The organism is Flavobacterium enshiense DK69 (genome assembly GCF_000498495.1).
Lineage (GTDB): Bacteria > Bacteroidota > Bacteroidia > Flavobacteriales > Flavobacteriaceae > Flavobacterium > Flavobacterium enshiense.
Genome location: NZ_AVCS01000004.1, coordinates 193,936 through 218,561, shown reverse-complemented (window position 1 = coordinate 218,561; position 24,626 = coordinate 193,936). Strand labels below are relative to the sequence as shown.

The 24,626-nt window shown below is 35.2% G+C and carries 20 protein-coding genes; 12 read left to right on the top strand and 8 right to left on the bottom strand.

All coding sequences use genetic code 11. The features are described from left to right. The first annotated feature begins 40 nt into the window (after positions 1–40). Positions 41–706: a DUF2461 domain-containing protein gene (locus FEDK69T_RS02160; RefSeq protein WP_023572503.1), complete on the top strand. Its 666-nt coding sequence runs from the start codon at positions 41–43 to the stop codon at positions 704–706. 79 nt (positions 707–785) lie between these two features. Here FEDK69T_RS02160 and FEDK69T_RS02155 read toward each other — a convergent pair whose 3' ends face one another. Continuing rightward, a complete protein-coding gene (locus tag FEDK69T_RS02155; RefSeq protein WP_023572502.1) occupies positions 786–1,181 on the bottom strand; it encodes a hypothetical protein in 396 nt (131 codons plus the stop codon). Between the two features lie 97 nt (positions 1,182–1,278). Here FEDK69T_RS02155 and FEDK69T_RS02150 point away from each other — a divergent pair, with 97 nt between their 5' ends. Both FEDK69T_RS02150 and FEDK69T_RS02145 read left to right on the top strand, forming a co-directional pair. Continuing rightward, complete coding sequence (locus FEDK69T_RS02150; RefSeq protein ID WP_023572501.1) at positions 1,279–1,695, top strand: NUDIX domain-containing protein; 417 nt, start codon at positions 1,279–1,281, stop codon at positions 1,693–1,695. Then, positions 1,692–2,060, top strand: coding sequence for an acyl-CoA thioesterase (locus FEDK69T_RS02145; protein ID WP_035629837.1), 369 nt, complete (start codon positions 1,692–1,694; stop codon positions 2,058–2,060). Before FEDK69T_RS02150 ends, FEDK69T_RS02145 begins: the two co-directional genes overlap by 4 nt. Position 2,061: 1 nt before the next feature. Here FEDK69T_RS02145 and FEDK69T_RS02140 read toward each other — a convergent pair whose 3' ends face one another. The 3 genes from FEDK69T_RS02140 to FEDK69T_RS02130 all read right to left on the bottom strand — a co-directional run bounded on the left by FEDK69T_RS02140 (position 2,062) and on the right by FEDK69T_RS02130 (position 4,139). Beyond that, a complete protein-coding gene (locus FEDK69T_RS02140; protein WP_023572499.1) occupies positions 2,062–3,300 on the bottom strand; it encodes a mechanosensitive ion channel family protein in 1,239 nt (412 codons plus the stop codon). A 9-nt stretch (positions 3,301–3,309) separates the two neighbouring features. Next, positions 3,310–3,585 carry a DUF3817 domain-containing protein gene (locus FEDK69T_RS02135; protein ID WP_023572498.1) on the bottom strand — a complete coding sequence of 92 codons (276 nt, stop codon included), beginning with the start codon at positions 3,583–3,585 and terminating at the stop codon, positions 3,310–3,312. A gap of 185 nt (positions 3,586–3,770) precedes the next feature. After that, entirely contained in the window at positions 3,771–4,139 is a 369-nt protein-coding gene (locus FEDK69T_RS02130; protein ID WP_035629913.1) for a hypothetical protein, read from the bottom strand. Between the two features lie 373 nt (positions 4,140–4,512). Between FEDK69T_RS02130 and pelF the strand changes: the two genes are divergently transcribed. The 5 genes from pelF to FEDK69T_RS02105 all read left to right on the top strand — a co-directional run bounded on the left by pelF (position 4,513) and on the right by FEDK69T_RS02105 (position 14,347). After that, entirely contained in the window at positions 4,513–6,072 is a 1,560-nt protein-coding gene (pelF, locus tag FEDK69T_RS02125) for a GT4 family glycosyltransferase PelF (protein ID WP_023572496.1), read from the top strand. A 12-nt stretch (positions 6,073–6,084) separates the two neighbouring features. Beyond that, on the top strand, positions 6,085–7,701 hold the full coding sequence (locus FEDK69T_RS02120) for a hypothetical protein (RefSeq protein ID WP_023572495.1): 1,617 nt from the start codon (positions 6,085–6,087) through the stop codon (positions 7,699–7,701). Then, positions 7,688–8,497: an endo alpha-1,4 polygalactosaminidase gene (locus tag FEDK69T_RS02115; protein WP_035629838.1), complete on the top strand. Its 810-nt coding sequence runs from the start codon at positions 7,688–7,690 to the stop codon at positions 8,495–8,497. Before FEDK69T_RS02120 ends, FEDK69T_RS02115 begins: the two co-directional genes overlap by 14 nt. 162 nt (positions 8,498–8,659) lie before the next feature. Next, positions 8,660–10,474 carry a hypothetical protein gene (locus FEDK69T_RS02110; RefSeq protein ID WP_131494735.1) on the top strand — a complete coding sequence of 605 codons (1,815 nt, stop codon included), beginning with the start codon at positions 8,660–8,662 and terminating at the stop codon, positions 10,472–10,474. Positions 10,475–10,477: 3 nt separating this feature from the next. Then, positions 10,478–14,347: a DUF2194 domain-containing protein gene (locus FEDK69T_RS02105; protein ID WP_081711686.1), complete on the top strand. Its 3,870-nt coding sequence runs from the start codon at positions 10,478–10,480 to the stop codon at positions 14,345–14,347. Between the two features lie 57 nt (positions 14,348–14,404). Here the strand turns inward: FEDK69T_RS02105 and FEDK69T_RS02100 are convergent, their stop codons facing one another. Then, positions 14,405–16,030 carry a T9SS type A sorting domain-containing protein gene (locus FEDK69T_RS02100; RefSeq protein ID WP_023572491.1) on the bottom strand — a complete coding sequence of 542 codons (1,626 nt, stop codon included), beginning with the start codon at positions 16,028–16,030 and terminating at the stop codon, positions 14,405–14,407. Positions 16,031–16,678: 648 nt separating this feature from the next. On the opposite strand from FEDK69T_RS02100, the gene FEDK69T_RS02095 reads away from it, so the two are divergent. The 4 genes from FEDK69T_RS02095 (at position 16,679) to FEDK69T_RS02080 (ending at position 20,907) form a co-directional block, all read left to right on the top strand. Then, the gene (locus FEDK69T_RS02095) at positions 16,679–17,104 is read left to right on the top strand and encodes a hypothetical protein (RefSeq protein ID WP_023572490.1); all 426 of its coding nucleotides are present in this window, start codon (positions 16,679–16,681) and stop codon (positions 17,102–17,104) included. A 273-nt stretch (positions 17,105–17,377) separates the two neighbouring features. Next, entirely contained in the window at positions 17,378–18,244 is an 867-nt protein-coding gene (locus tag FEDK69T_RS02090; protein ID WP_035629841.1) for a DMT family transporter, read from the top strand. Positions 18,245–18,374: 130 nt separating this feature from the next. Next, positions 18,375–20,297: a DUF294 nucleotidyltransferase-like domain-containing protein gene (locus FEDK69T_RS02085; protein WP_023572487.1), complete on the top strand. Its 1,923-nt coding sequence runs from the start codon at positions 18,375–18,377 to the stop codon at positions 20,295–20,297. Positions 20,298–20,301: 4 nt separating this feature from the next. Further along, a complete protein-coding gene (locus tag FEDK69T_RS02080) occupies positions 20,302–20,907 on the top strand; it encodes a 3'-5' exonuclease (RefSeq protein ID WP_023572486.1) in 606 nt (201 codons plus the stop codon). Between the two features lie 34 nt (positions 20,908–20,941). On the opposite strand, the gene acs is transcribed toward FEDK69T_RS02080, so the two are convergent. From acs to FEDK69T_RS02065, 3 genes are read right to left on the bottom strand one after another with little or no spacing between them, the layout of a single operon-like run. Then, positions 20,942–22,849, bottom strand: coding sequence for an acetate--CoA ligase (acs, locus tag FEDK69T_RS02075; RefSeq protein ID WP_023572485.1), 1,908 nt, complete (start codon positions 22,847–22,849; stop codon positions 20,942–20,944). Positions 22,850–22,854: 5 nt separating this feature from the next. After that, positions 22,855–23,082 (bottom strand): DUF6814 family protein, encoded by a 228-nt coding sequence (locus FEDK69T_RS02070; protein WP_035629916.1) that lies wholly within the window; start codon positions 23,080–23,082, stop codon positions 22,855–22,857. An 11-nt stretch (positions 23,083–23,093) separates the two neighbouring features. Next, positions 23,094–24,587: an MFS transporter gene (locus FEDK69T_RS02065; RefSeq protein ID WP_023572484.1), complete on the bottom strand. Its 1,494-nt coding sequence runs from the start codon at positions 24,585–24,587 to the stop codon at positions 23,094–23,096. Between the last annotated feature and the right edge of the window lie 39 nt (positions 24,588–24,626).

Here is a 24,626-nt window from a genome sequence, read left to right as displayed (position 1 = left end):
TTTCTGTTAGTTTTAAATGACGTATTTTTAAAATAAAAAAATGATTACAAAAGCCGAACTGGATTTTCTCTCCGAACTAAAGCTCAACAACAACAGAGAGTGGTTTACTGATAATAAAAAGCGATTCGAAAAACATAATAACAAAGCAAAGTTGTTTTTCAATGAAATTGCTGGACTATTAGGAAAACAAGACAGTATTGATCAAGTTCAGATTTTCAGAATTTACCGAGATGTAAGATTCTCCAAAGATAAGGCTCCGTATAAACATCATTTCAGCGTTCATTTTTCACGTACCAAACCAATGCTGCGAGGCGGCTATTATCTGCATATCCAACCCGGAGAAAGTTTTGTGGGTGGAGGCTTCTGGGATCCGAATCCTGAAGATTTACTCCGCATCCGCAAAGAATTTGAAATGGACGATGAAGAAATCCGCTCAATCACGGCCGACAGTACTTTTAAAAAGTATTTCGGAGCATTGAAAGGGGATGAATTAAAAACGGCTCCAAAAGGCTTCGATAAAACGCATCCGGCGATTGATTTAATCAGAAAAAAGCAATACCTGGTTACCCGACCGTTTTCTGATAAAGAGGTTTTATCTCCTAATTTCAAACAGGAAGTATTAGACACTTTCCAGGCTATGCGCCCATTTTTTGATTATATGAGCGAGGTGCTTGGTACCAATCTGAATGGAGAAAGTCTTTACTAAAAAACTAAAATCCATAAAAAAAAGCTATCAATCAAGATAGCTTTTTTCGTTTGTGGTATTGGTGTAATAAGGGTTAAATTTACTCTTCAATTAAAATCATTACTTGGTTTTTCAGTCGTTCAATCAGCATGTTCATCATTCGTTTATTGATATTTGAGGAATTTTTAATGTACTCTTTATATTCCTCAACAGTAAAAAGTCCAATGACAATCCCTTTGAGCGAATTCCTGAATTTGATGTCACGCTGAATCACATTTTCAATGTACATCATCTTTTTCTCCGGTGATAATGAAAAGAATACGTTTTTTTGTTTTACAACATAATTCAGAAATACTTCGATAAAAAGTTCGTTCTGTATAACCAGTATAGGTCGTAAAGTCCTGTTCTGAAAAACTTCTTCAGAAGTTGACTGAGCCGAAATCGTTCCAAGAGGTTCACCTCTCAAATCAAGAAGAAAAGTGTCGCGATTTTCCATGGTTTTTATACTTTATTTAAAGTTACGAAGAATGAAATTTCGATATATGCCATGATTTAAAAAGTTATTAGTAGTTTCGTGTTGAAAACTTTGAACTATGTATACTTCTAAAATATTTGTCACCGTTGATGCGGTTATCCTTCGAAAAAATGAAGATTACGAATTGCTTCTGATCAAACGAAAAAATGAACCTTATAAAGACCATTGGGCTTTACCGGGTGGATTTGTCGATGAAAATGAAGATCTGAAAGCAGCTGCTATCAGGGAATTGGAAGAAGAAACTCAAATTAAAGTTTCTGATTTAGAACAGATAGGCGCTTTTGGAAAACCATTTCGCGATCCGAGAGGCCATATGATTTCCGTAGCTTATTTTGGAACCGTTTCTTCGGAAACCGTTGCCAAGGCCGCTGATGACGCTAAAGAAGTAGCATGGTTTTCAATAAAAAAATTACCAGAGTTGGCATTTGATCATTTAGATATTGTAACTTTGACCTTACAAAAATTTGAATTATGAATTACCAAACCAGAAAATGGGTCAGACCGGAAGATTTAAATGCAAACGGAACCCTATTTGGAGGAAAATTATTGTCCTGGATTGACGACGAAGCTGCGTTATATTCCATCATGATCTTAAAAAACAACCGCATTGTTACCAAATTCATGTCGGAAATCAATTTTACAAGTTCCGCCCGTCAAGGGGATATCATTGAAATCGGCTTAGACATTGTAAAATTTGGAAAAACATCTTTAACGATGCGTTGTGAAGTTAGAAACGTCATGACCAAAGCTGTAATCATTACTGTAGATGCGATTACGATGGTAAATCTGGACAGTTTCGGACAACCTGCCAATCACGGAAAAACAAGTGTAGAAGAATAGGTTAGTATTCTATTTTAATAGCGCCGGTTTCGTTGATTTCCATTTCAAAATAACGTACAGAAGCTAAAATATGGTCGAATATGTCGGCCATTATAGCTTCGTATTCCACCAGGCTTTTATCTCTTACGAAAGCATAAATCTCCAGAGGCATACCGTTTTGCGTCGGCTGCAATTGTCGGCACATAAACAACATATCCTTGTTGATTCCCGGATGGTTGGCAATATACAAATCGATATATTTACGGAAAACACCAAAATTGGTTAGGTTGCGACCGTTTATCAAGACCGACTTGTCAATATATTTACTTTTATTGAATGTATCGATATCCATTTGACGCTCGTTCAAATATGATGAAATCAATTGAATTTTCTTTAAGTTTTCAATTTCTTCTTCATTTAAAAAGCGGATACTACTAGATTTCAAAAGAATCGAGCGTTTTAAACGACGCCCGTCCGAATCAAGCATACCGCGCCAGTTCTTAAACGAGTCGGAGATAAGAAAATAGGTTGGAATTGTGGTAATGGTATTATCAAAGTTCTGCACCTTCACCGTGACCAAATTAATTTCGATTACATCCCCATCAGCACCATATTTTTCCATGGTAATCCAATCCCCGATACGGACCATATCGTTCACCGTAACCTGTATACTGGCAATAAATCCGAGAATCGTATCCCGGAACATCAAGATAATTAATGCAGAAACAGCTCCTAATCCAGTTAAAAGCTTTATAAATTCTATGTTAAGTAGCGTTAAAATAAAGTATGTAATTCCATACACCCACAAGCAAATCATTACAACTTGAATGTAACTGTCAATAGGCTTATCTTTATACTTCGGCTTATCTTTTAAGTAATCTTTCAGGGAATGAAAAATACTTCGGATGATCCAAAGCGACAATATAATGATGTAAAATTTAACCCCTTTCGTGAAAAAGCCTTCCCAGTATACAAATTCTTTCAGAATAATGGGAACGGTTTTATAAACGAACGAAAGCGTAAAAAGGTGCGCAACATATTTGGCTGTCTTGTTGGCAACTAAAAAATCATCAAAAGTTGATTTTGTTCTTTCGGCCACGATAGCCATCAGAATAATCAAAATCTTTTTAAAAATATAATCTATAATATAAGCAACAACAATAAGGACCACAATATTAACGGCCAGGTTGATATAGTCAGCAATCGTATCGCTAAAATCCCAGGATTTTAGAAGTTTATGTGCCCAATTAAAGATTTTCATGCTTTAAAATTACAGTATTTTTTTCTCAACGTAAAAAGTTCCGAACGGAATTACTGACGCTACGCAAACCTGGAAATATTTCTTCCACGTCCAGTTGTCTTCCATTTTAAACATTGTCGCTAAGACAATATAACCTACGAATAACAATCCGTGTGTCATTCCGATAGGGAAGAGCAGGGTTTTATACAAATCAAAATTTGTCGGTTTCAGGAAAATCATATTACTGAATAATACTAAAAGAGAAAGTCCTTCCAGCAAAGCAACAATTTTAAAAATACGTGTCATATAAATAAAAGTTTGAAAATTAAACATTTAGAACATATACCTATGTCTAAACTTTGAGTTTTTGTCATAAAACACATCAAATGTAACGCGGAAATTAAAGAAAAATTCCATTTTTAACTAAAACTTATAAAAAAACTACGCTTAATGCGTAGTTCTTATATTGTAAAAAAGATAGTTCTTTAAAATTAATACGCCATAAAAGATTTGTTGTATTCTCTTAAGTCAGCTATGTTGTTTTTGTTCTTTAAATCAGAGAAAAGAGAGATCAAATATTCTAAACTCTCGATATTTGTCGTTTCCTCAGTTACATTGGTCGAAGTACCATCAAATCCTTCAATAGGTTCGTCATCCGGAATGGCAATGAAAAAACCATTATTGTTTTCAATATGCTCATAGGTTAAACGAATAGCTTTAACTAACACAGGATTTTGTTCTTCAAGAGCATATTCTCTTAATTTTTTTAAATCTGTGATTAATATTTCAGCATTAAATCCATTCTTGAATAAATCTAGTTGGATTTTATTGATTAATTTTTGTGCAGTTGGATTTTCCACGGTATTTTGTTGATTAGTTAAGAACTTGAAAATTGGACTGCAAAAATAAACTTTATTCTCTTTTTTAAAATAAAAAACACGCATTTATTTTTCACAATCTTTCATCCCAAGTAAACTGACTAAACATTGCGCCCATTATTGAACTGCAGCTGCATTTCATCGGTATTTTTTTTTATTTAACTGATTTAACACTGCATACCTAAGGCAAGATGTAATTTTAATCTAAATTTGTGTTATTCAATGCATTAACTCGTTTAATGGCAGTTAACCACAAGCTGTACTTTATTTCAAAAACATCCCTGAAGATTTACTAACTCATTTTTTTTGAAGTGGTATTTTTTTTTACCTCTGATAAAAACAAATTGTTTTTGAGATGAATAATAAGTACGATGTCCTTTTGATTCTTGAAGGAACTTATCCTTATAATGGAGGCGGCGTTTCCACATGGTCGCACATGCTCTGTAATGAAATCAAAAACGCCAATTTCATTTTATATTCTATTAATGCACAATATGAAAGCAGTCCGCGTTACGTTTTAAGCGACAATGTGAAACAAATTGTTCAGGTTCCTTTGTGGGCACCACTGGAGCCACAGGAAATGATCAACTACGGAAAACATTTTTATACGATTGTTGATGAAAAAGAGGATCTGAACGAAAAAATAGTCAAAGAAGAATTCATTCCCATTTTCAGGAGAATGATTACCAATATTTATTCTGATACCCGAAAAGCTGAAGATTTTGACGATATTATCTTTAAAATGTGGCAGTTTTTCCAGTTGCATGATTATAAAAAAACCATGCAGAGTATGGCCGTATGGAGATGCTTTTGCGATTTGGTAATCGAATTGAGCCAAAACACCAAAGAAGAAGCCTCATTAAATGACTTGACTTTTGGAATGCGTTGGATTTACCGATTCCTGATTCCGCTTTCCATTGATGTTCCTAAAGTTGACATTTCCCATTTGACCATTTCCGGTTTTCCGGTAATTCCTGCTTTGGTATTGAAATACAGATACAATACCCCCATGATTGCTACAGAACACGGCGTATTCATCCGTGAAAGATTATTAGCCATCAATTCATCTGAGTATTCGTATTTCCTCAAAAAAATGCTTGTCAAATTTTCAGAAAGCATTACTGAGTTGGTTTACTATAAGGCTGATATGATACTTTCCGTTAATAAATTCAACATTATATGGGAAAAATTATATGGCGCTAATCCGGATATTATCGATGTGATATACAATGGAATAGATCACAATCTTTTTGTTCCTGCTCCCAAACCCGAGGCATTGAAAGGCATTCCGACGGTGGTGGCGGCAGCGCGTATTTTCGACTTGAAAGACATCATTACAATGATAAAATCCTGCCACGTCGTCAAACAACAAATTCCAAATGTACAGTATTTGGTTTATGGAGATAATAACGCTGTTCCGGAATATACGAAAGAGTGCGAAGATCTTATTAAGGAATTGAAATTACAGGACAATTTTAAACTGGCCGGTTATCACAGTAAACCGCACCAACTTTTCTGTGAAGGTGACATTTCAATCCTTACTTCAATTTCTGAAGGATTCCCGTATACCGTTTTGGAATCCATGAGTTGCGGAATTCCGGTGGTGGCGACCGATGTAGGTGGTGTGACGGAAGCTTTGGATGAAAACTGCGGATTTATTTGTAAACCCAAAGACTATGAAGAAATAGGGAATTGTGTTATCAAACTTCTGCAAAATGACGAATTACGAAAACAGATGGGGATAAATGCACGCCAAAAAGTGACCGAGAATTTCACTATCGGGAAATTTATCAAAGAATATGAAGAAGCCTATGATAAAATCATGAAGAATTCATCTCAAAAATCTGAAAATCAAACTGAAAATCAATCGATTTATATTCAGTTGGCACAGAACAAGACTATGGAGGCTTCATAAAAAGTATGTACAATGAACAATCATCTTAAAAATATAGAAAACCTAAAAAATGCCATCAAGGACAAGATTGGCAAACCCGTTAGCAATCGCGTGGTTGCTGCCACAATTGAGTCATTGGGAATCAGGGACAAAGACACTATGAATGATTTTGGCTTGGTTTCCATACGCGCTTTGGCAGATTTGGTTTTCAATCAGTTGGTGACTGCTCCCGATTATATAGCCTTAAAAAACAAAAAAGAAAAAGAGCTCGAAAAAAGTGAGGAAACCAAAACATTTCAGGTTTCAGATTACATGATGATAAAGGTGAAAATTTTTGGCAAATATTATCCTTTGGGAATCCTGCATTTATTGCCTGTTTTCATCCAGATCATAGCTATCATTTTTTTCGGATATTCATTGTGGACCTACGTTGGTTTTAATCATATGCAGTCTACAGCAGTAGTAATGGGCGTTATTGTAGGACTGATTTCAACCGGTGGTTTTGTGCAGGTAATTGGGAGACAGGCCTCATTTTACTGGAATTACGAAGATTATACCATGACCCGTAAAACGATAGATTTTTTGGTCTTATTAGGAGCCAAATCAATCGCCATGTTCATGCTTTTTATTTTCTGCATTAATTTCATTTTTCATGTTTATCCGGCTAAGTTGCTTTTTGTTTTGTTTATGTATGCCTTTTTGGTAGGAATGCTTCTTTTGATAATCGCTCCTTTGCACACCATAAAACAGCGTTGGATAGTTTCTTTTGCGATATTTTTAGCTACAATAATTGCTGTTATCCTGAAACAGTATACAACCATTTCTATTTATGCCTCACACTGGATTGGAATTTCGATAGCTGTGATTTCGGCGCGGGTTTATTTGTATTATTTTTTTAAAAATAAAATCGACAAACGCCAGGTAGACTCTAACATGGAATTAAAAAAACCTGTTATGCTCTACCAAAATTATCACTATTTTTTTTATGGATTACTCATCTACATATTCATTTTCATAGATCGGATTCTAGCTTGGTCTGCCGATGTCAGCGGTACTGTTCCGTACATGATTTATTTTGAAAAGAAATATGAACTGGGAATGGATGTAGCTATTTTGTTCTTTTTGCTTCTTTCCGGAGTATCGGAATATAGCTTGGCAGCATTTTCAAAATTTATCGATATCGGCCAAAAAAATACGTCTTACAGTTTTGCTGAAAAATACAACGGCGGACTCTACAAAATGTATTGGCAGCATATTGGTATCCTTTGCATTTCCGGAGCGGTAATTTCAACACTGATTTATTTCATAATAACGTCATCCTGGGGTTACCAGGCACAGTTTAATGAAGTTTTTGCAGAAGTGAGTTTCAGGGTAGCTATAATTGGTGGAATCAGCTATTTTTTTCTTGCTTGGGCAATGCTTAATACGCTTCACCTGTTTACTTTGGGTCAACCCATAAAACCATTAAGAGCCATCGTTGTTGCATGCATTGTCAATGCTGTTACAGGCTTTATTGCGAGCAGATTTATTTCATATGAATATAGTGTTATCGGACTTTTTCTGGGTTCCTTGGTTTTCATGCTCCTAACATTAAAAGCTAATGTTGAGTTTTTTAAAAATTTAGATTATTACTATTATGCAGCATATTAAATTATTCTTCTGTTTACTTCCTTCATTGTTAGGATTTAAGGTTTGGTCATATACAGATCAGAAACCCAATGTTTTTTTTTGCTACGGGAAATTTAATCCGACTGAAATTAAAGGTTACGAATATGTGATTCTCGAATCGAAAAATTTCAATGCATCAGACATTAAAAAAGTAAAAAGCCTAAACGGGAAAGTTTTAGCATACATTAGTTTAGGTGAAGTAAACAGCCAATCAAAACATTTTAACAAACTAAAAGACATCACTTTAGGAAAAAACGAAAATTGGGACAGTTATTATTTGGATTTAAAATCCGATTCAACTTCTCAGGTTCTTTTTTCCGAGATAGACCGAATGCTATCAGAAGGTTACGACGGTTTGTTTCTGGACAACATCGACAATTTTACAACATTCGGCCCTCAAAAAGATCAAAAAGCAGAAATTGTGGCTTTCATCGGAAATCTAAAAAGAAAGTATCCACAGCATTTTATTCTTCAAAACGCGGGAATTGAGCTCTTGGAGGACACTCATAATTTTGTGAATGGCATAGTTGTGGAATCAGTTGCGAGCAACTATACGTTTGCCGACAACAACTATAAACTTAGAGAAAAAAATGAATATGAAGAGTATATCAAAAAACTGAACTTAATACGAAAAAAATACAGAATCCCCATAATTCTGGTGGAGTATGCAGACACACAATCACTATATAACGATATACAAAAACGGATTTTAAAAACTAACTTTTTATATTTTATCGGTACCATCGATCTTCAAGGAGTTCCAAATTTTACTAACTAAACGGCTATGATTATTCCAAGTGCCATAATTGCAGGTTTTGCAAGACTTTGTTTTATGATATTATTTCTGTTTTATTTAAACAGGAAATTTATATCGTATGGCAAATCTGTGAATTATTTTGACTTTATAGCAAAGCAATGGTTTAAATACGGGAGCCTTATCATGTTACTTGTTTTTGTATTGGTGCAGCTCGGGATATATAATCTTCTGAATGTAATACTCTTATTGCTGGCAGTAATTTATGTGGATTATTTTGGGATCAGACAAATTCCTCAATCCGTCAACATCATTTCGCAAAAAATAAAACGAAATATTTTCGAGCTCATTGAGAATATCGAGCTTAAAAAACCGATTGGTTTCTTTGTTTTAACACGCTCTGACCCGCAAGAACGCAAAAACAGGCTTTGGTATCTTTTTTTGCTATCAACTATTGGGATAGTCGCTTTTTACAGCAGGTATATCTTTTATCAGTTTGACATGTTTTCCTTATCAGGTTCATGGATTTCCGATCTGGAAAGCGTTATCGATTTCGATTCTCAACGATGGTTCACCAACGGTATTCAGAACTTCGGCGAGCTTGCCATGATTAATTTTTACGGAAAATTCACAAGTGTCAGTTCGGAAGTTGCGCTGCAGTCAATGGGGATTTTAGAGGCTGTATTAATCAGTGTCCTTCTGTTTTGGGTGATTAATAAAATAACCTATTCCAAAATAATTGCTCCGATGATTGTGGCACTTTGTTACAGTGTGAGCTATACCATCATGCCACTAAACATTACATATATATTACAGCACCAAGCCTTGTTTTTGGCTATAAGTTTTGCACTTCCGGCGATGGTTATTTACCTTAAACCGGGAATTATGCACAGTAATAATGTCAATTGTTTCATCAATTATATCCTGGCTTTTACGGCAATTGGTTTAATCGATATTTTTACTTTGGTGGTCCTGGTGTTTCCGTTTTTGATTATCGGGATATTAACTTCTTCTATCAAACATAAGGTTACAAACCTGATAGCTATTGGGGCTTACCTCATTTCACTGATGGTACTTTTTATAATATACGGTACGGCCTGTTATCATTTTGGAGACGATTTTATTCTATTTGTACATTCCAGCTTAATGTCTGTTGGTGCTTATACTTATTTTTCACATCTGATTGTTTCCTATGAAAAATTGATGGTTTACTATGAGTATTTAAGCTATTTCTGTATGATATGCTGTCTGCTTTTGATTTTTTTAAAAAATGAAAAATGGAACGCTGCAATGTGTTTTTTGGTTTATTTTAATTTTTTGGTAGCACTTTCTGAAATCGATAGCAGTTGGATTGATACCGACTTGGTAAAATTGTCCTTAGGAGTGTTTATACCTATTTTATTTGGGATCGCAATAGCTTTAATTATCAGGTTCTCTTACTTCATCTATACTAAGATTGAAGTTATTAAACCGGTTTTTGCCTTGTTGATAATTGGGGGCGTACTATATTCTGCTGTGCATTATCAGACTAAAGAATATAAAAAACTGCGTAAAACTGATGACATACCCAGGGATATTATCAATGTGTATGAAAAAATCACATCAAGTTTTTATCCGTATTCTTATGCGGTTGTAAATGATTATACTACCCAATCAATAGGAATTAATAAACATTTTTTTATTCATTATACCGACTTTACCAAAAATTACCTGAAGAGGGATTCCGTCTATTTTAAAAATAAAAAAAACAAAAAATTTCTTCAAAAAAATCCAGAGTATGTACTACCGAAAAGTGTTCTTGTTTTCGTCTATAAAAAAGGTGATGATAAAACAAACCGTATTATCGTTAACTGTGAAATCACACCTCTGCTATTGTCAAAACTGGAAAAACTCAAAAAAAGGGGTCGAAAAGTTTCAGTGTTTTACGAAAGTAACCTGATCAAAATTTTTGAAATAGAGAATGATCCCGGCGAGAGTAAAACGGATGATTTAATTTTCTAGATTATGAAGTGTGACAAACTAAATATATCGCTGAGATGTCGTGTCTTTTTTGCATTGCTCTTAATAGTAATTGCTGCCGGTTGCGCACAAATTGAGGAGTTAACCGGACTTGATGCTAACAAAAGGAATGGGGAATTGACGCTGCGAAGATATTCAGGCATGCCTTTAAACCTTCCTCCATTAGTGCAGTGCATTACTGATAAAGGAGAGGTTGAAAGTTTGTCGCTAAACAGAAATATGAGGAAGGTTTGTGATTACATGAAAATTCCGTTTCGAAGTGTCACTCTTGAAGAATGGAACAAAGATCATAAAATAGAAAGCAGTGTTAGGGTTTTAAGCGTTCTCGACACAAAAAAACTGAACAATAAAAGCATTGATGTGCTTATGGATTTTGTTGCCAGGGGAGGAACATTGTTTATGCCTTTCGGAAGTGAAGACAAACGCTTTTCTTTTCTGGTTGGAATGAAACCGGAAAATGACTATATGACGGACGCGGAGGCATCGGGCTTTTTATTTAAAACGAATATTTTTCCAGGTTTTAAAGACCATAGCTATTTAAAAAATGTGAAACATTTCGGATTAAAAAAAATAGTTTTTTCCGATAAGATAAAAATCGACGCTACGGCCCTCAGTGATGAAAAATACCCTTTAATCACTGAAAACAGCATCGGTAAAGGAAAAGTAATTTACTATAATTCAACCTATTTCTTTATTAAGGAAGACCGTGGTATGTTGGTATCCGGAATTCTGAGAGGATTGGAAGGGGTTCCATATCCGATAATTAATACAGGGGTTATCTTTTTAGATGATTTTCCTTCTCCATTGTATGATATCAAAGAGGAACCGGTTAAATCAGAAATGGACCTGACCATAACGGATTATGTACATAATGTCTGGTGGCCAGATTTAAGAAAATTGGCTAAAAAACACGATATTAAGTATGCCGCCATGACCACATTTGATTACAATGTAAATATCAAACCTCCATTTTTATTCAGGGAGTGGGACTCAAAAAAAATTAAAATTGACGGAAAAGAAACAGGTTTAAGTACCTGGCTGGTAAATGATGTCGCCAAACACGGTCATGAATTGGCTTTTCACGGATATAATCACGTTTCCTTACTTGTGTCGGACTGGAAAAACCCGGATTTCATGGCAACTTCCTTAAAGGCTGCCGAAAAGAAATGGGAGGTGAATGATTTCGGACCTTTACCTGTAACATATGTACCTCCTTCAAATTATATAGATAGGGTAGGACTGAAACAACTAAAAAAGGGGATGCCTTCTTTAACATTCATGTGTAGCCTTTTTGTCGGACATAAAAAAGATGGAGGGGATAGAGAATTTGATTTCGATCCATATGAACCAGAACTTTTTGATTTGCCAAGGATTTCAAGCGGATTTTATGTAGATCCTGATCTAAAATTTACGATGTACTCCTTATATATGTACACCGGAATTTGGACACATTTTCTACATCCTGACGATATTTACCAGATTCCGGCAACCAAAATAAGTCATGGGCAATATGACTTACGAAATTATGATGGTTTAGGCTGGTACAAAACCCCAAATAGCGACAGGGCAATGTATCCTGAATTTGACAAACTGTTACAAACAATACGAACCGATTTTCCAAATATCCGCTATCTCGATGCTCGTGAAAGTGGCTTAATGACAAATGATTGGAGAGCTTCCTATTTTAATCACAAATCCGTTCACGGAATGTATACTGTTGAAAAAATGAAACCTGAAGAATCTGAATTTTCAGAACAGGATTGGTTTGTTTATAGCGCTATGGATAAAGTGTCAAGAATTGAAGAACAACTGAAAAGACAAGGTGCCAATTTCAAAAAAGTAGCTTATCTGGACGGATATTTGTATTCGGTGCGAACCAATAAATCAAGAATAACGCTCCCTGATTTCAGAGCAGATCTACAATCGAGTAATCTTGATTTAGTGGCTGCTAATGTTAGAAACGAATACAAAAAATTCAATGAAGAAGTAGCAAGACTGGCAAAAGAAGCTCTTTGGGTTGATGATTCTGATGAAAAATTAGCTCTGGAAATCGAAGCTTTGCGACAAAGAATGATTACCGAGCCAAAAATCGACCCGAAAGTCTGGAACCAATATACCGAATACCTTTCATGGGACGAAAGGGCCGAGGAGGTGTGGGCTATGCTTGATGAGCATTGCATTAAATATCCGTTGCCTGAAAACATCTTGTATTCCCAGGAATTAAGCAAACTGGTATATTATCCTAATGATGTTATTCAGGAAAAATGGATGAGTGCCCAAATGAAGGTGACCCCAAATGATGTAGAATTGCTGAACAACTATATTACCTATTTTAATTCTCCGGAAAATCAGGAAAAAATAAAGATGGCACTACTTTACTTACAAAAAGCAGATCCTTCTCGAGATAACTATTTGAAGTATATAGATTATCTGGTAAATTATGAACCGGAAAATGCTATTCCGGAACTTGACAAATTAAAGCCCTCTGAAGAATATAAAGATTTGGCAACAGTCATAAGTTGGATTTATGGCGACAACAATGATTTTCAAAAAGCATATGATTGGTCGGCATTCAGTACTGAAATCGATTTTTACAGTAAAATGCAGTGGCTGATTGAATTGAAAGATTATCAAAAATTAATCAACGAATATAACGCCTATATCGCTAAAAACCCCGATGACTACAGAGTTAAGGCTCAAATGAGCATTGCTTATCACGATATGGGAAAATTCAAAGAATCCTGGATTTTGGCAAGCGAGCTTCCGGAGGAATCCCTAGATAAAGAAACCATTCAAAAAATGCTGAACACCGATGTGGTTTACGAAGAAAACGAACTTCAAAATTATCTGGTGGAAAACTATCAGAGGTTATTTTATAAAGATGTACTCCAAAATGTGATTAAAACAAATCGCAGGGAATACGGGAATTTCATTAATTATGATACCGAAATGCAAACGAATAAGGATAAACTTTCTGCATTTGAAAATGTGTTATCCTATAACGTTCATGATAAAAAGAAGAATTTGCATGGCTTTGGATTTACCTACAGTTCAATGTACCGGGTTGAATATGAAGTTCCTGATTACGATGATAATAAAACGCATGATGTATTCGGTTTTCAATATCAGTTTAATAATCCTAAGGCCTTTGAAAAACTGCAGTACTGGTCAAATATCCGCTATGAATACAGCCTACTTGAAAAATCTTTTTTTCAGTTTGGTGCCGGTGCCAATTATTCAAAAAACAATAGCTATTCTTCGGCCGAACTCAATATAGCGCCAGCTGAAAATGGACCATCATACAGTAAAAGTATTTACCGTTTTCAGTTGAATCTTTACCAGGATTATCGCTTTTTCAAATATTTCAATACGAGTTTATCGCTTGAAGGTAATTACTACACTAAAAGCGAAAAACTTAATGAAGATTTTTATGTCGATGAATCTTATGAAGGAAGTATAACCGGAAAAGTAATCTTTGACCGTTGGATGCAAAAAAAACACAGATTCCAGCCTTTTGTGGAATCTACGAGAACACAGGCTTCTTTAGGAGAATCAACTATTCCGCTATCTACTGGTTATCCGTATTGGATGATAGATGAACGTTTTTTTATTGGTGGGGGACTGGGCTATTCCATCGGAAATTCGGATAACGACTTTAACATGAAGGTAGAAGGAGGTTGGTTTTATGATGATTATGCCGATGAATTCACTCGTTTTATTGGTAATCTCAACTATCAGATTTTTGATTATACAGTGATTTCAGCAATATTTGAATTTTATCTTCAGGATAAATTTTATTCAAATGCATTGCAGTTGGGTGTGAAGTACAATTTGAAACAAAAGCAAAAAAAATAGGGACCGTTTTTCAACAATCCCCATTTCTCAATCAACTAATAAAAAAATATGAAAGGTTTAGTGTTTTACTACCACACGTCTGGTATCATTTTTTTGACTATTATTTGAAATTTTGATGTAGTATACACCATCGCTCAAACTTTCAGTATCAACAGTTAATTTATTTGCTGCCACTGTAGTGTTTACATTTACTTTTTGTCCTAATGAATTGTACATCCCAATTGCATACTGATCTACACTTTCCAATTCAACAAATATTTCGTTGTTTGCAGGAATTGGGTAAACTGTTGCGTTAACTGTTGTAGTTGTATCGCCAGATCCAAGTGTTGTTCCAACATTCACGGTAGCATTAAGATTGTTATATCCTGTAGATGCTTCCCATGTATTAGCATTTGCCATTCTGATTGCGTATTCTGGACGAGAACTTAATCCCGATGCTGCATCTGGCATATGTAAGTACAATTTATAAGTACCTTGAACAATGTTTGTAGGCAATGTAATTGTTTCATTAATAGTTGTTTCTGCCTGACTTGTCCATAATCTTGGATCTGTAGCCAACGCTTTTGTGAAAACATCACCAGTCACTGTATTTTTGAAAACGATATACGCTGTTCTTTGGTTGTATGGTGTTGCGAAACCTGAGTTTTTAACTTTGAAATTCACAACCATAGATCCACCAACATTCGCTGCCTGAGGGAAAGCACCATTAACCAATTCAAAACGGTATCCCAATTTATTTTTAATTTCAGGTAAACATCCTTCAGATGAAAAACCACTAATTACTGATTGATTATAATCTGTATTCAAATATGACCAGTGGAATTTCTGCATTTCCTGCATACCTGTACCACAACCTGAACGAGGCAAGTTCACCGAACAAGTTTCTCCACCCATAGCTGTAAATTTAGTTTCTTGCTCCAAATAAGGATATTCAGTAGATGTATTGCTATATGTTCCGTAATCCGTAGAGCTTGATAAGAAACAGTCATTGTGGTGTCCTATTCTGGAAAGAGTCGAACCGTTAAAAGCCTGGTTTTGCGTCAATGCTGCAGTGGTTAAATATGTCTTTTGTTTCAATTTAGGGGTTCTGATCTGTACCATTCTTGAAGATGGCAATGCGTTTAAGATAGCGTCAACAACCTCTTTTCTGTTAGCATAATCAGTAGAAGTAGGCGACATCCCGAAATGATCGGTGTAGTACCATTCTCCCCAAGACCCGATAAATCCGGCCTGCATAACAGCTATAACATCGGCGTTATTCTGTAAAATAGGTTTAACCTGTTCGATATGAGCTAATATCTGCGCTTTAGAAGCATCTCTTTGTCCTGGTGCTTCGTCATCTGAATAAGCAAAACGTACGATAGCTTTCATACCTGCATTTCTGATGGCATTAAAATCTGCCTGCATCTTAGTCAGATAATCCTGTGAGATAGGACCGTTTCTGAAATTCTCCAAATAGAATAGTCTAAGAATCAGGGTAATCTTTTCGTTATTTCTGTAGTTTGTCAATGTAGACTGACTTAAACTGGAATAACCTGTAGAGTGAGTTCCTGTGTGGTGATAAAAACCACGCTCAGGATTAGCGAAGTTTTCAGATGATCCTGTGTAGGTTACGTTAGTTGTAGTTTGGGCAAAACTTAAAACTGATAAAAGTAAAGTCAAGGTTAAAATTGTCTTCTTCATAAATCTTTCTTTTAGTTGTTTTGTTAATTACTTCTGAGTGACATTTAAATTGTAACTCGTTGCAAATCTATCAGTTAGCTTTCGAATAAAAAAATTATTTTATCGTTAAAATGCACTTTTTATCGCCAAAATGCATAATTTAACTTTATTAGTAAGATTAACTCCATAGAATTGGAATTTTACTATAAGAAAAGACTTAGAAATAGTAATTTTAATTTTTTAAAAAAAATCACAACTAATTAATTTACAATTATTTAAGTAGGAATAATAGCAAGATTAGAACTTAATTTTGTCAAATATCGATAAAGTGATTTTTTTCATCGATGAAATGCATGTTTTTTTGACCAATTTTCTCTGCTTTTTTTAATATCAACCATTTGAACTACAATTAGTTACATGTCTGTATTCATATATAAATATTTATTACTACCAGAGGCAAAAGGAAATATTAAATCGGAATCTAGGGCGGATTCGATTATTGGGATTATATTTAACTAAGTTCGGCAAACAAATGAGCGTCGTGATAATATTATAAATAGTGATTATTTACATCTTTTTTTTTATTGTGAAATTAATGGCCTATTGGGAATAATTTTTTTTAATCATTTTTCAAATTCTTATTTTTAGATATTAAACCAAATAGAAATTATGAAAAAAATTACTTTATTATGCGTTTTGTTGTTCCCGCTGTTATCATTTTCGCAAGATGGTAAAGCTGTAGATATTAACATTAAGTTGTTTGAGTCACTGGAAAACATGCGTAAGTTTTATCCTGATATTCAAAAATCGTATAAGGTAAAGGAATTAGTGGATGAAAAAACTAAGCAAGGATACGCGGAATTTTTGCCTGCTCAAAGTAATGATGAATATACTTATTACAGTTTTACATTTAAGGAGGGGAAATTTTATTTGTCATATTCAATTGGAAATGCTTTGTCTTTAGATGCAGTTATTGAGGTTTTTGCAAATCATTTTATTAGAACTGATAAAATTATAAGTAAAGAAAATAAAACCTTAGTTTATTACGATGGTTCAAAAAAAGTTTATGAAGAAACATATAAGATCCCGCAATAAGCCGGGATTTTTTATTTTTAAGCATATTTACTAATTCCTAATTGGATTTAAAAAAATACATATTTGATAAAGAAAAAAGGTACGCATTGGAATACTTATTATTGACAGACAGGGAAAAAGCTATAATATTGAAAAATTTTGTTTTTGAAAATTAGGACGTTTTACATTTGAACTATAATATACATTATGTAAAATAGAAAATTATACAATCTATATATATGTGCAATTATCAAATCTTTCTAACTTTGCCCTTATAACAACTTCCCCCATCATATGTTATACATACTCTTAAGTGTTTGTTGCAGTATTTCTGTTGCTATACTCCTGAAAATAGCCAGACGTTACGAAATCAATATTCAACAAAGTATTAACTGGAATTATTTAGCAGCATTATCTCTTTGCTATCTGACATTTTCTCCTGACTTCAAAATTTTGAATAATTCGGTGCCATGGAAATTTTATTTTCCTTTATCCATATTACTGCCGGTAATATTTCTTTTTTTGGCCGAATCCGTCAAAAATATCGGAATTGTAAAAACTGAGATCGCTCAGCGTTTGTCATTATTTATTCCAATATTGGCATCGTATTTCATTTTTGGCGAAAATATCAGCTTATTTAAATTTTTCGGACTTACAATCGGTTTTATGGCAATATTTTTAACGCTAAACCGTAAATCTGAATCAACAAACGAAAATAACAGCTGGATTTATCCGTTGTTTGTTTTATTCGGTTTCGGAATAATTGATGTCCTTTTCAAGCAAATAGCACTTTACAGTGAAATCCCGTTTACCACGTCTTTATTTATCATCTTTTGCGGAGCATTTTGCATTGCCTCTTTAATAACGCTTTATTATCTGATCTTCAATAAACGAAATTTAACCTGGCAGAGTTTTTTATTCGGGATTGTATTAGGAATTTTTAATTTCGGGAATATCCTTTTTTATTTGAAAGCACATAAAGCACTGGCAAACAACCCTTCAACTGTTTTCGCAGCAATGAATTTTGGAGTAATCAGTATCGGAACTTTAATCGGTGTCACCGTCTTTAACGAAAAAATCACTCGGATAAATTACTTAGGAATCGCTTGTGCAGTGATGGCTGTTATCATAATAACGATTTCACAATTATATGCTTATTAAAGTTTAACTTTCCCTCCTTTTGAAGTCTACTATTTTTTAGTATATTTAGAGAATTATTATCCATTATACTATGGCCAATTTCTTACATGTTATTTAGTTAGAAATGAGTCATTAAATATTATAATTTGATATGAGAAACCCAATTGCAGAACGAATTGCCGACTTTTTAAAACATTATCCGCCGTTTACAAGCCTGACGTATCATGAACTTGTAGCAATTTCCGAACAGGTAAAAGTGCTGTATCTGGAAAAAAATCAGATTTTGTTTAAAATCGGGGATCCAACGCACGACTCCTTTTATGTAGTAGCTTCCGGAGCAATTGGCCTTTCTGTAATCTCTGATGCTGAAGAAACCCTGATTGACAAATGTGATGAAGGCGACATATTAGGATTACGTCCTTTTTTCGCTAAAAACAATTACTTGATGACAGCAAAATCAAGGGAGGACTCTATCATTTATGCAATTCCTATTGAAGTTTTCAAACCTTATGTAACTGGAAACAGCAGCGTATTAAGCTTTCTTTTGGAGAGTTTTGCATCCAACACCCGAAATCCGTATGATAAAGATCATAGAGGAAAATTGATTTCTGAAAATGTTATTTTTAACGAGCAAACTGCCACAGATATTCAATATTTTCAGCCTATTAAGTATACTAAGAAACCAATTACTGCCAGTCCTAATGATATAGTAAAACATGTTGCCCAAACTATGGCAAGCAGACAAATTGGAAGCGTGATTATCCAGGAAAACCAAATGCCCATCGGAATTGTAACCGATAACGATTTAAGTTCAAAAATAGCAACAGGTCTATTTCCGATTAATGTGACCGTGGATAAAATAATGACGGTACCAGTTGTAACTGTTCCTGAAGATATTTCTATTGCCGAAGCTCAAATGATGATGCTTAAACATAATGTTCCCTATTTGTGTGTTACCCGCGACGGAACTGAAAAAAGTACAATTTCAGGGATTATTTCCGAACATCATGTTGTTGCTGCTCAGGCAAACAATCCGGGAGTTCTTTTAAAACAGATAAAACGCGCTGAACGATCCAAAGACCTAAAGATTGTACGCGATAAGCTAACCGACCTTATCCAGAACTCAATTGACAGGAACATCCCAATTTCTCATATCACCAATGTGGCATCCGAGATTACCATCGCGATAACCAAAAGAGCCATTACCCTGGCTATTGAAAAAGAGGGCACCCCTCCTCCTGTTCGTTTTGCATGGTTTAACCTAGGCAGTCAGGGAAGAAAAGAGCAGCTTTTATTAACTGATGTAAATAATTCATTGATTTTTGAAGATGTCCCTGCCGAACAATACGATCAGGTAAAAAAATACTTTCTGAGATTGGCAGAACGTGTTTTGGAAACATTCGAAAAAATAGGTTACGAAAAAAGCGAACAAGGTCTGAATGCCAATAATGAATTGTGGTGTAAATCATTGACAGACTGGATAAAACAATATAACACCTGGATAAATACTCCAGGTGAAAAAGGGATTCACAGAAGTTCTATTTTCTTTGATTATAGCTTTATCTATGGCGATCCATTTTTAGAAAAAGCATTAACGGAGGATATTTTTTCCAAAGCAGCAAACAATCAGTTGTTTTATGCATTTCTAGCTACTGATGCAATCAAAAAGCCTGCTCCGCTTGGATTTTTCCGTCAATTTTTGGTTGAACAGGACGAAGAGCATAAAGATACTTTTGATATTAAGAACAGAGCAATCACTCCTTTAGTAGATGCTGCCCGCGTTCTAGCTATCAGTAAAGGCATTAAAGGAATCACCAATACATATCAGCGTTTTAAAAAGTTAGCCGATTTAGAACCTCAAAATGCCGATTTGTATCTTGAATGTGCCGAAGCTTTTCATATATTGCACTGGTTCAGAACGGAAGACGGACTAAAAACGGATTCCAACGGAAGTTATCTTAACATAGAAGAACTGACCAAAGTTGACAAAGTAAAACTAAAAAACTGTTTTCAGCCTATCAACGATATTCAGGATTTAATTAAAAACCGTTTTCAATTAACTTATTTTACATAAAACTATGCTGGATTGGTTAAAAGGCAAAGGAGATCCAACATTTTGGAAAGTGTATTTGGATAATTTCGAAAAAGAAATTACCAATACTCCAACACGTTATGTTATTTTCGATTGTGAACGAACGGGTCTGGACTGGAAAAAGGACACTATTTTATCTATCGGCTGTATCGGAATTACAAATGATCAGATAGAAATAAACGACTTCTTTGAGATTTTTATCGAAAATAAAAATGATAAACGCCAAAATGAAGCCGTAGAAAAACTCTTTAAGTCGCATTCGAATGAAGCAGTTTCCGAAACTGAAGCGATGATCCAATTCTTAGGACACATTAAAAACGCAACACTTGTAGGCCATAGTACAAATTTGGATATTGAGATGATTAATCAGGCGTTAAAGCGAATGAATCTCGGAAAAATAAAAAACAACATACTGGATATCAACGTAATGTACCAGCGTTTCAAAAATCTTCCAGAAGACGAGCATCATACATTAGAAGAATTATGCGATTTGTTTAAAATCAGAAAAAGTCATCGTCACACTGCTTCAAACGATGCTTATATAACAGCGCTTCTGTTTTTAAAACTTAAAAAGAAATTGAAAATGAAGTAATAAAAAAGCCCTGAATTTCAGGGCTTTTATCGTTTTAAATTTTGTTATCTTTAATTTCATCTACAATTTCAGGATTCAGCAATGTTGATGTATCTCCAAAATTACTAAAATCACCTTCGGCAATCTTGCGCAAAATTCGTCTCATTATTTTTCCTGAACGGGTTTTTGGCAAACCACTTACAAACTGAATCTTATCCAGTTTCGCTATTGGTCCGATGTGGCTTGAAACGTGCTCATTTATTTCTTTCGTTAAATTATCGCGGTCACGATATTCTCCTATTTCTTTCAGTATGATAAATCCGTAAAGTGCGTTTCCTTTAATATCGTGAGGGAAACCAACTATCGCAGACTCTGCTACCGCCGGATGCTCATTGATGGCATCTTCAATTGGAGCAGTTCCTAAATTATGTCCGGAAACAATTACGACATCATCTACCCTTCCCGTTATTCTGTAATAACCTACTTCATCACGAAGCGCGCCGTCTCCAGTAAAATATTTCCCAGGAAAAGCTGAGAAATACGTGTCCTTATAGCGCTGATGGTCTCCCCAAATAGTTCTTGCCATAGACGGCCATGGAAATTTGATGCACAAACTCCCCACTACCTGATTTCCTTCAATTTCATTGCGTAATTCATCCATTAAAACCGGCTGGATTCCCGGTAACGGTAAAGTGGCATATGTTGGTTTTGTTGGTGTTACAAACGGAACCGGCGAAATCATGATACTTCCGGTTTCGGTTTGCCACCAGGTATCCACAATCGGGCATTTTTTCTTTCCGACATGATCATTATACCAGTGCCATGCTTCTTCGTTAATAGGTTCTCCCACTGAACCAATTACTTTTAACGAAGTCAAATCGTATTTGTCAACCCATTCATCACTTTCTTTTGCCAAAGAACGAATTGCTGTTGGAGCAGTATAAAATTGCGTAACCTGATGTTTATCAATCACTTCCCAAAAACGTCCAAAATCAGGATATGACGGGATGCCTTCAAATAAGACCGTGGTAGCTCCGTTCAGTAACGGACCATATAAAATATAAGAATGTCCGGTAATCCAACCGATATCTGCTGTACACCAAAAAACATCATTATCTTCATGATTGAATATATTCTTAAAAGTATAAGCTGTCTGTACCATATAGCCTGCGGTGGTGTGCAACATTCCTTTCGGTTTTCCGGTAGAACCGGATGTATAAAGGATAAACAGCGGGTCTTCGGCATCCATTATTTCAGCAACATTATTCGGAATAGCATCATACAAAAGAGGCTGTAACCAATAATCCCTCCCCTCTTTCATACTTACGGCGGTATGAGTTCTTTTCACGACCAGTACTTTTTCCACCGTTGGACATTTCTCCAATGCTTCATCAATAATTCCTTTTAAATCAACGGTTTTGTTTCCACGGAAACCACCATCGGAGGTGATTACCATTTTACATTCGCAATCATTAATTCTGGAAGTTACTGCAGAAGCAGAAAATCCGGCAAAAATCACAGAATGAATTGCTCCGATTCGGGCACAGGCTAATATAGCGACCGCTAATTCTGGTATCATCGGCAAATAAATACAAACCCTGTCCCCTTTTTTAATTCCCTGCTCGCGAAGAACATTGGCCATCTTTGCAACACGGCTATACAAATCATTATAGGAAATATGAAGCGTTTCCTCGTTAGGATCATTCGGCTCGAAAATAATGGCTGTTTTTTCACCTCGTTTGGCCAAGTGTCTATCTATACAATTTTTGGTAATATTTACTTTAGCGTTAACGAACCATTTTACATCGGCTTCTCCCATATTGAAATCCACCACTTTGTCCCACGCCTGATACCATACAAAGTTTTCTTCGGCTATTTTACCCCAAAATTTACGAGGCTCGCGAATGGATTTATTATAATGCTTAAAGTATTGCTCAAGGTTGTTTATCTTGTAGTAGCTCATAAAAATTACATTTTGTTTTTGTCGTATTCACCGTTTAATGCAAAGTAACCGAAAATTGCCAAACCTGAAACTATTAAAGGTGTTAATATAAATAAAATTATTATCCCGAAAACCAAATCATCCTGCTTGCCCGAATTAAATTTAGGCAATCCGAAATGCATTATACAGAAATAAGCCGCTGCTACTGACAGTAATATGCAGATCAAACCTAGTAAACGTTTTATAAAATTCATGTTTTCGTGCATTAATTCCTTTTTTTGTGATCCAAGTAAATCATTCCGATTACCATACTTAAAGAAGCCACTATAATAGGATACCACAATCCTTCAAGATAAAATTCAGGATCCCCGTTTTCTTTCGCATTTGTTACCAGATAAGTCGAAATCGCAGGCAGTAATCCTCCAAAAATCCCGTTACCAACATGGTATGGCAATGACATCGACGTATAGCGGATTCTAGTAGGAAACAATTCCACTAAGAAAGCAGCAATCGGACCATAAACCATAGTTACAAAAAGAACCTGTACCCAAACCAGAAAAACCAAAAGCCATTTATCATTTGGAGAAAGCGTAATTATGGTTGATTTAGTTTCGGGAGCAAAGGGCATTTTATTTAAATCTGTTGAAATTATTTTTGTCGCTTTAGAACCGTCGGTGAAACTGTAATGAAAAGTAGCAGTTGAAATATTCTTTTCTCTGTCTAAATCTGCGGAACTTTCTGTTTTTGCAACAGTTTTACTGCTTACATCAGCAGTTTCATACATCGTTTTGTATATCGGACGATACAGCAACACCGCCAAAAACATTCCGGCTATCATGATTTTTTTCCTTCCTATTTTATCACTCAGCCATCCGAAGAAAACAAAGAAAGGTGTTCCCATAACCAAAGCAATACCGAGTAATGTATCAACTTGAGAAGTCTCTAAATTCATGACCGTTTTCATAAAACTCATGGCGTAAAATTGTCCGGTATACCAAACAACTCCTTGTCCCATTGTTGCACCAAACAGTGCCAAAAGCACAAATTTTAGATTGTATTTGTGTCCGAAACTTTCCTTTAACGGATTTTTACTCGTTTTTCCATCTGCTTTTGCCTTTGCAAATTCAGGTGATTCACTCATTCTCTTTCGAATGAGATAAGAAACATAAACCATTATGATAGAAATCCAGAAAGGAACGCGCCATCCCCAAGTATCAAAAGCTTCTTCTGAGAGCAGGGAACGAGTTATGAGAATTACCATAAGGGAAACAAAAAGACCGGCAGTGGCGGTGGTTTGAATCCATGAAGTCCAATATCCTCTCTGATGTTCCGGAGCATGCTCAGCCACATAAGTTGCAGCGCCTCCATACTCTCCCCCAAGTGCCAAACCCTGTAAAAGTCTTAGAACAAGTACCAACAACGGTGCGACAAAACCAATCGTTTCATAACTGGGAATACAGCCAATTAAAAATGTAGCGCCACCCATAAGCAAGAGGGTTGCCATGAAAGTATATTTCCGGCCAATCAAATCTCCAAGCCGGCCAAAAAACAAAGCTCCGAAAGGCCTCACGACAAAACCTGCGGCAAATGTGGCCAACGTCGACAAAAAAGCCGCTGTGGGATTACCTGAAGGGAAAAATTTCGTTGAGATAACAACAGCCAGACTTCCGAAAATGTAAAAATCATACCATTCGATCAATGTGCCCATCGATGAAGCCGAAATAACCTTCCAAATTCCTTTAGTATCTGTCTTTACCATACGTAAGATTTGTAACTAAAATACAAAATTTCTTTAATT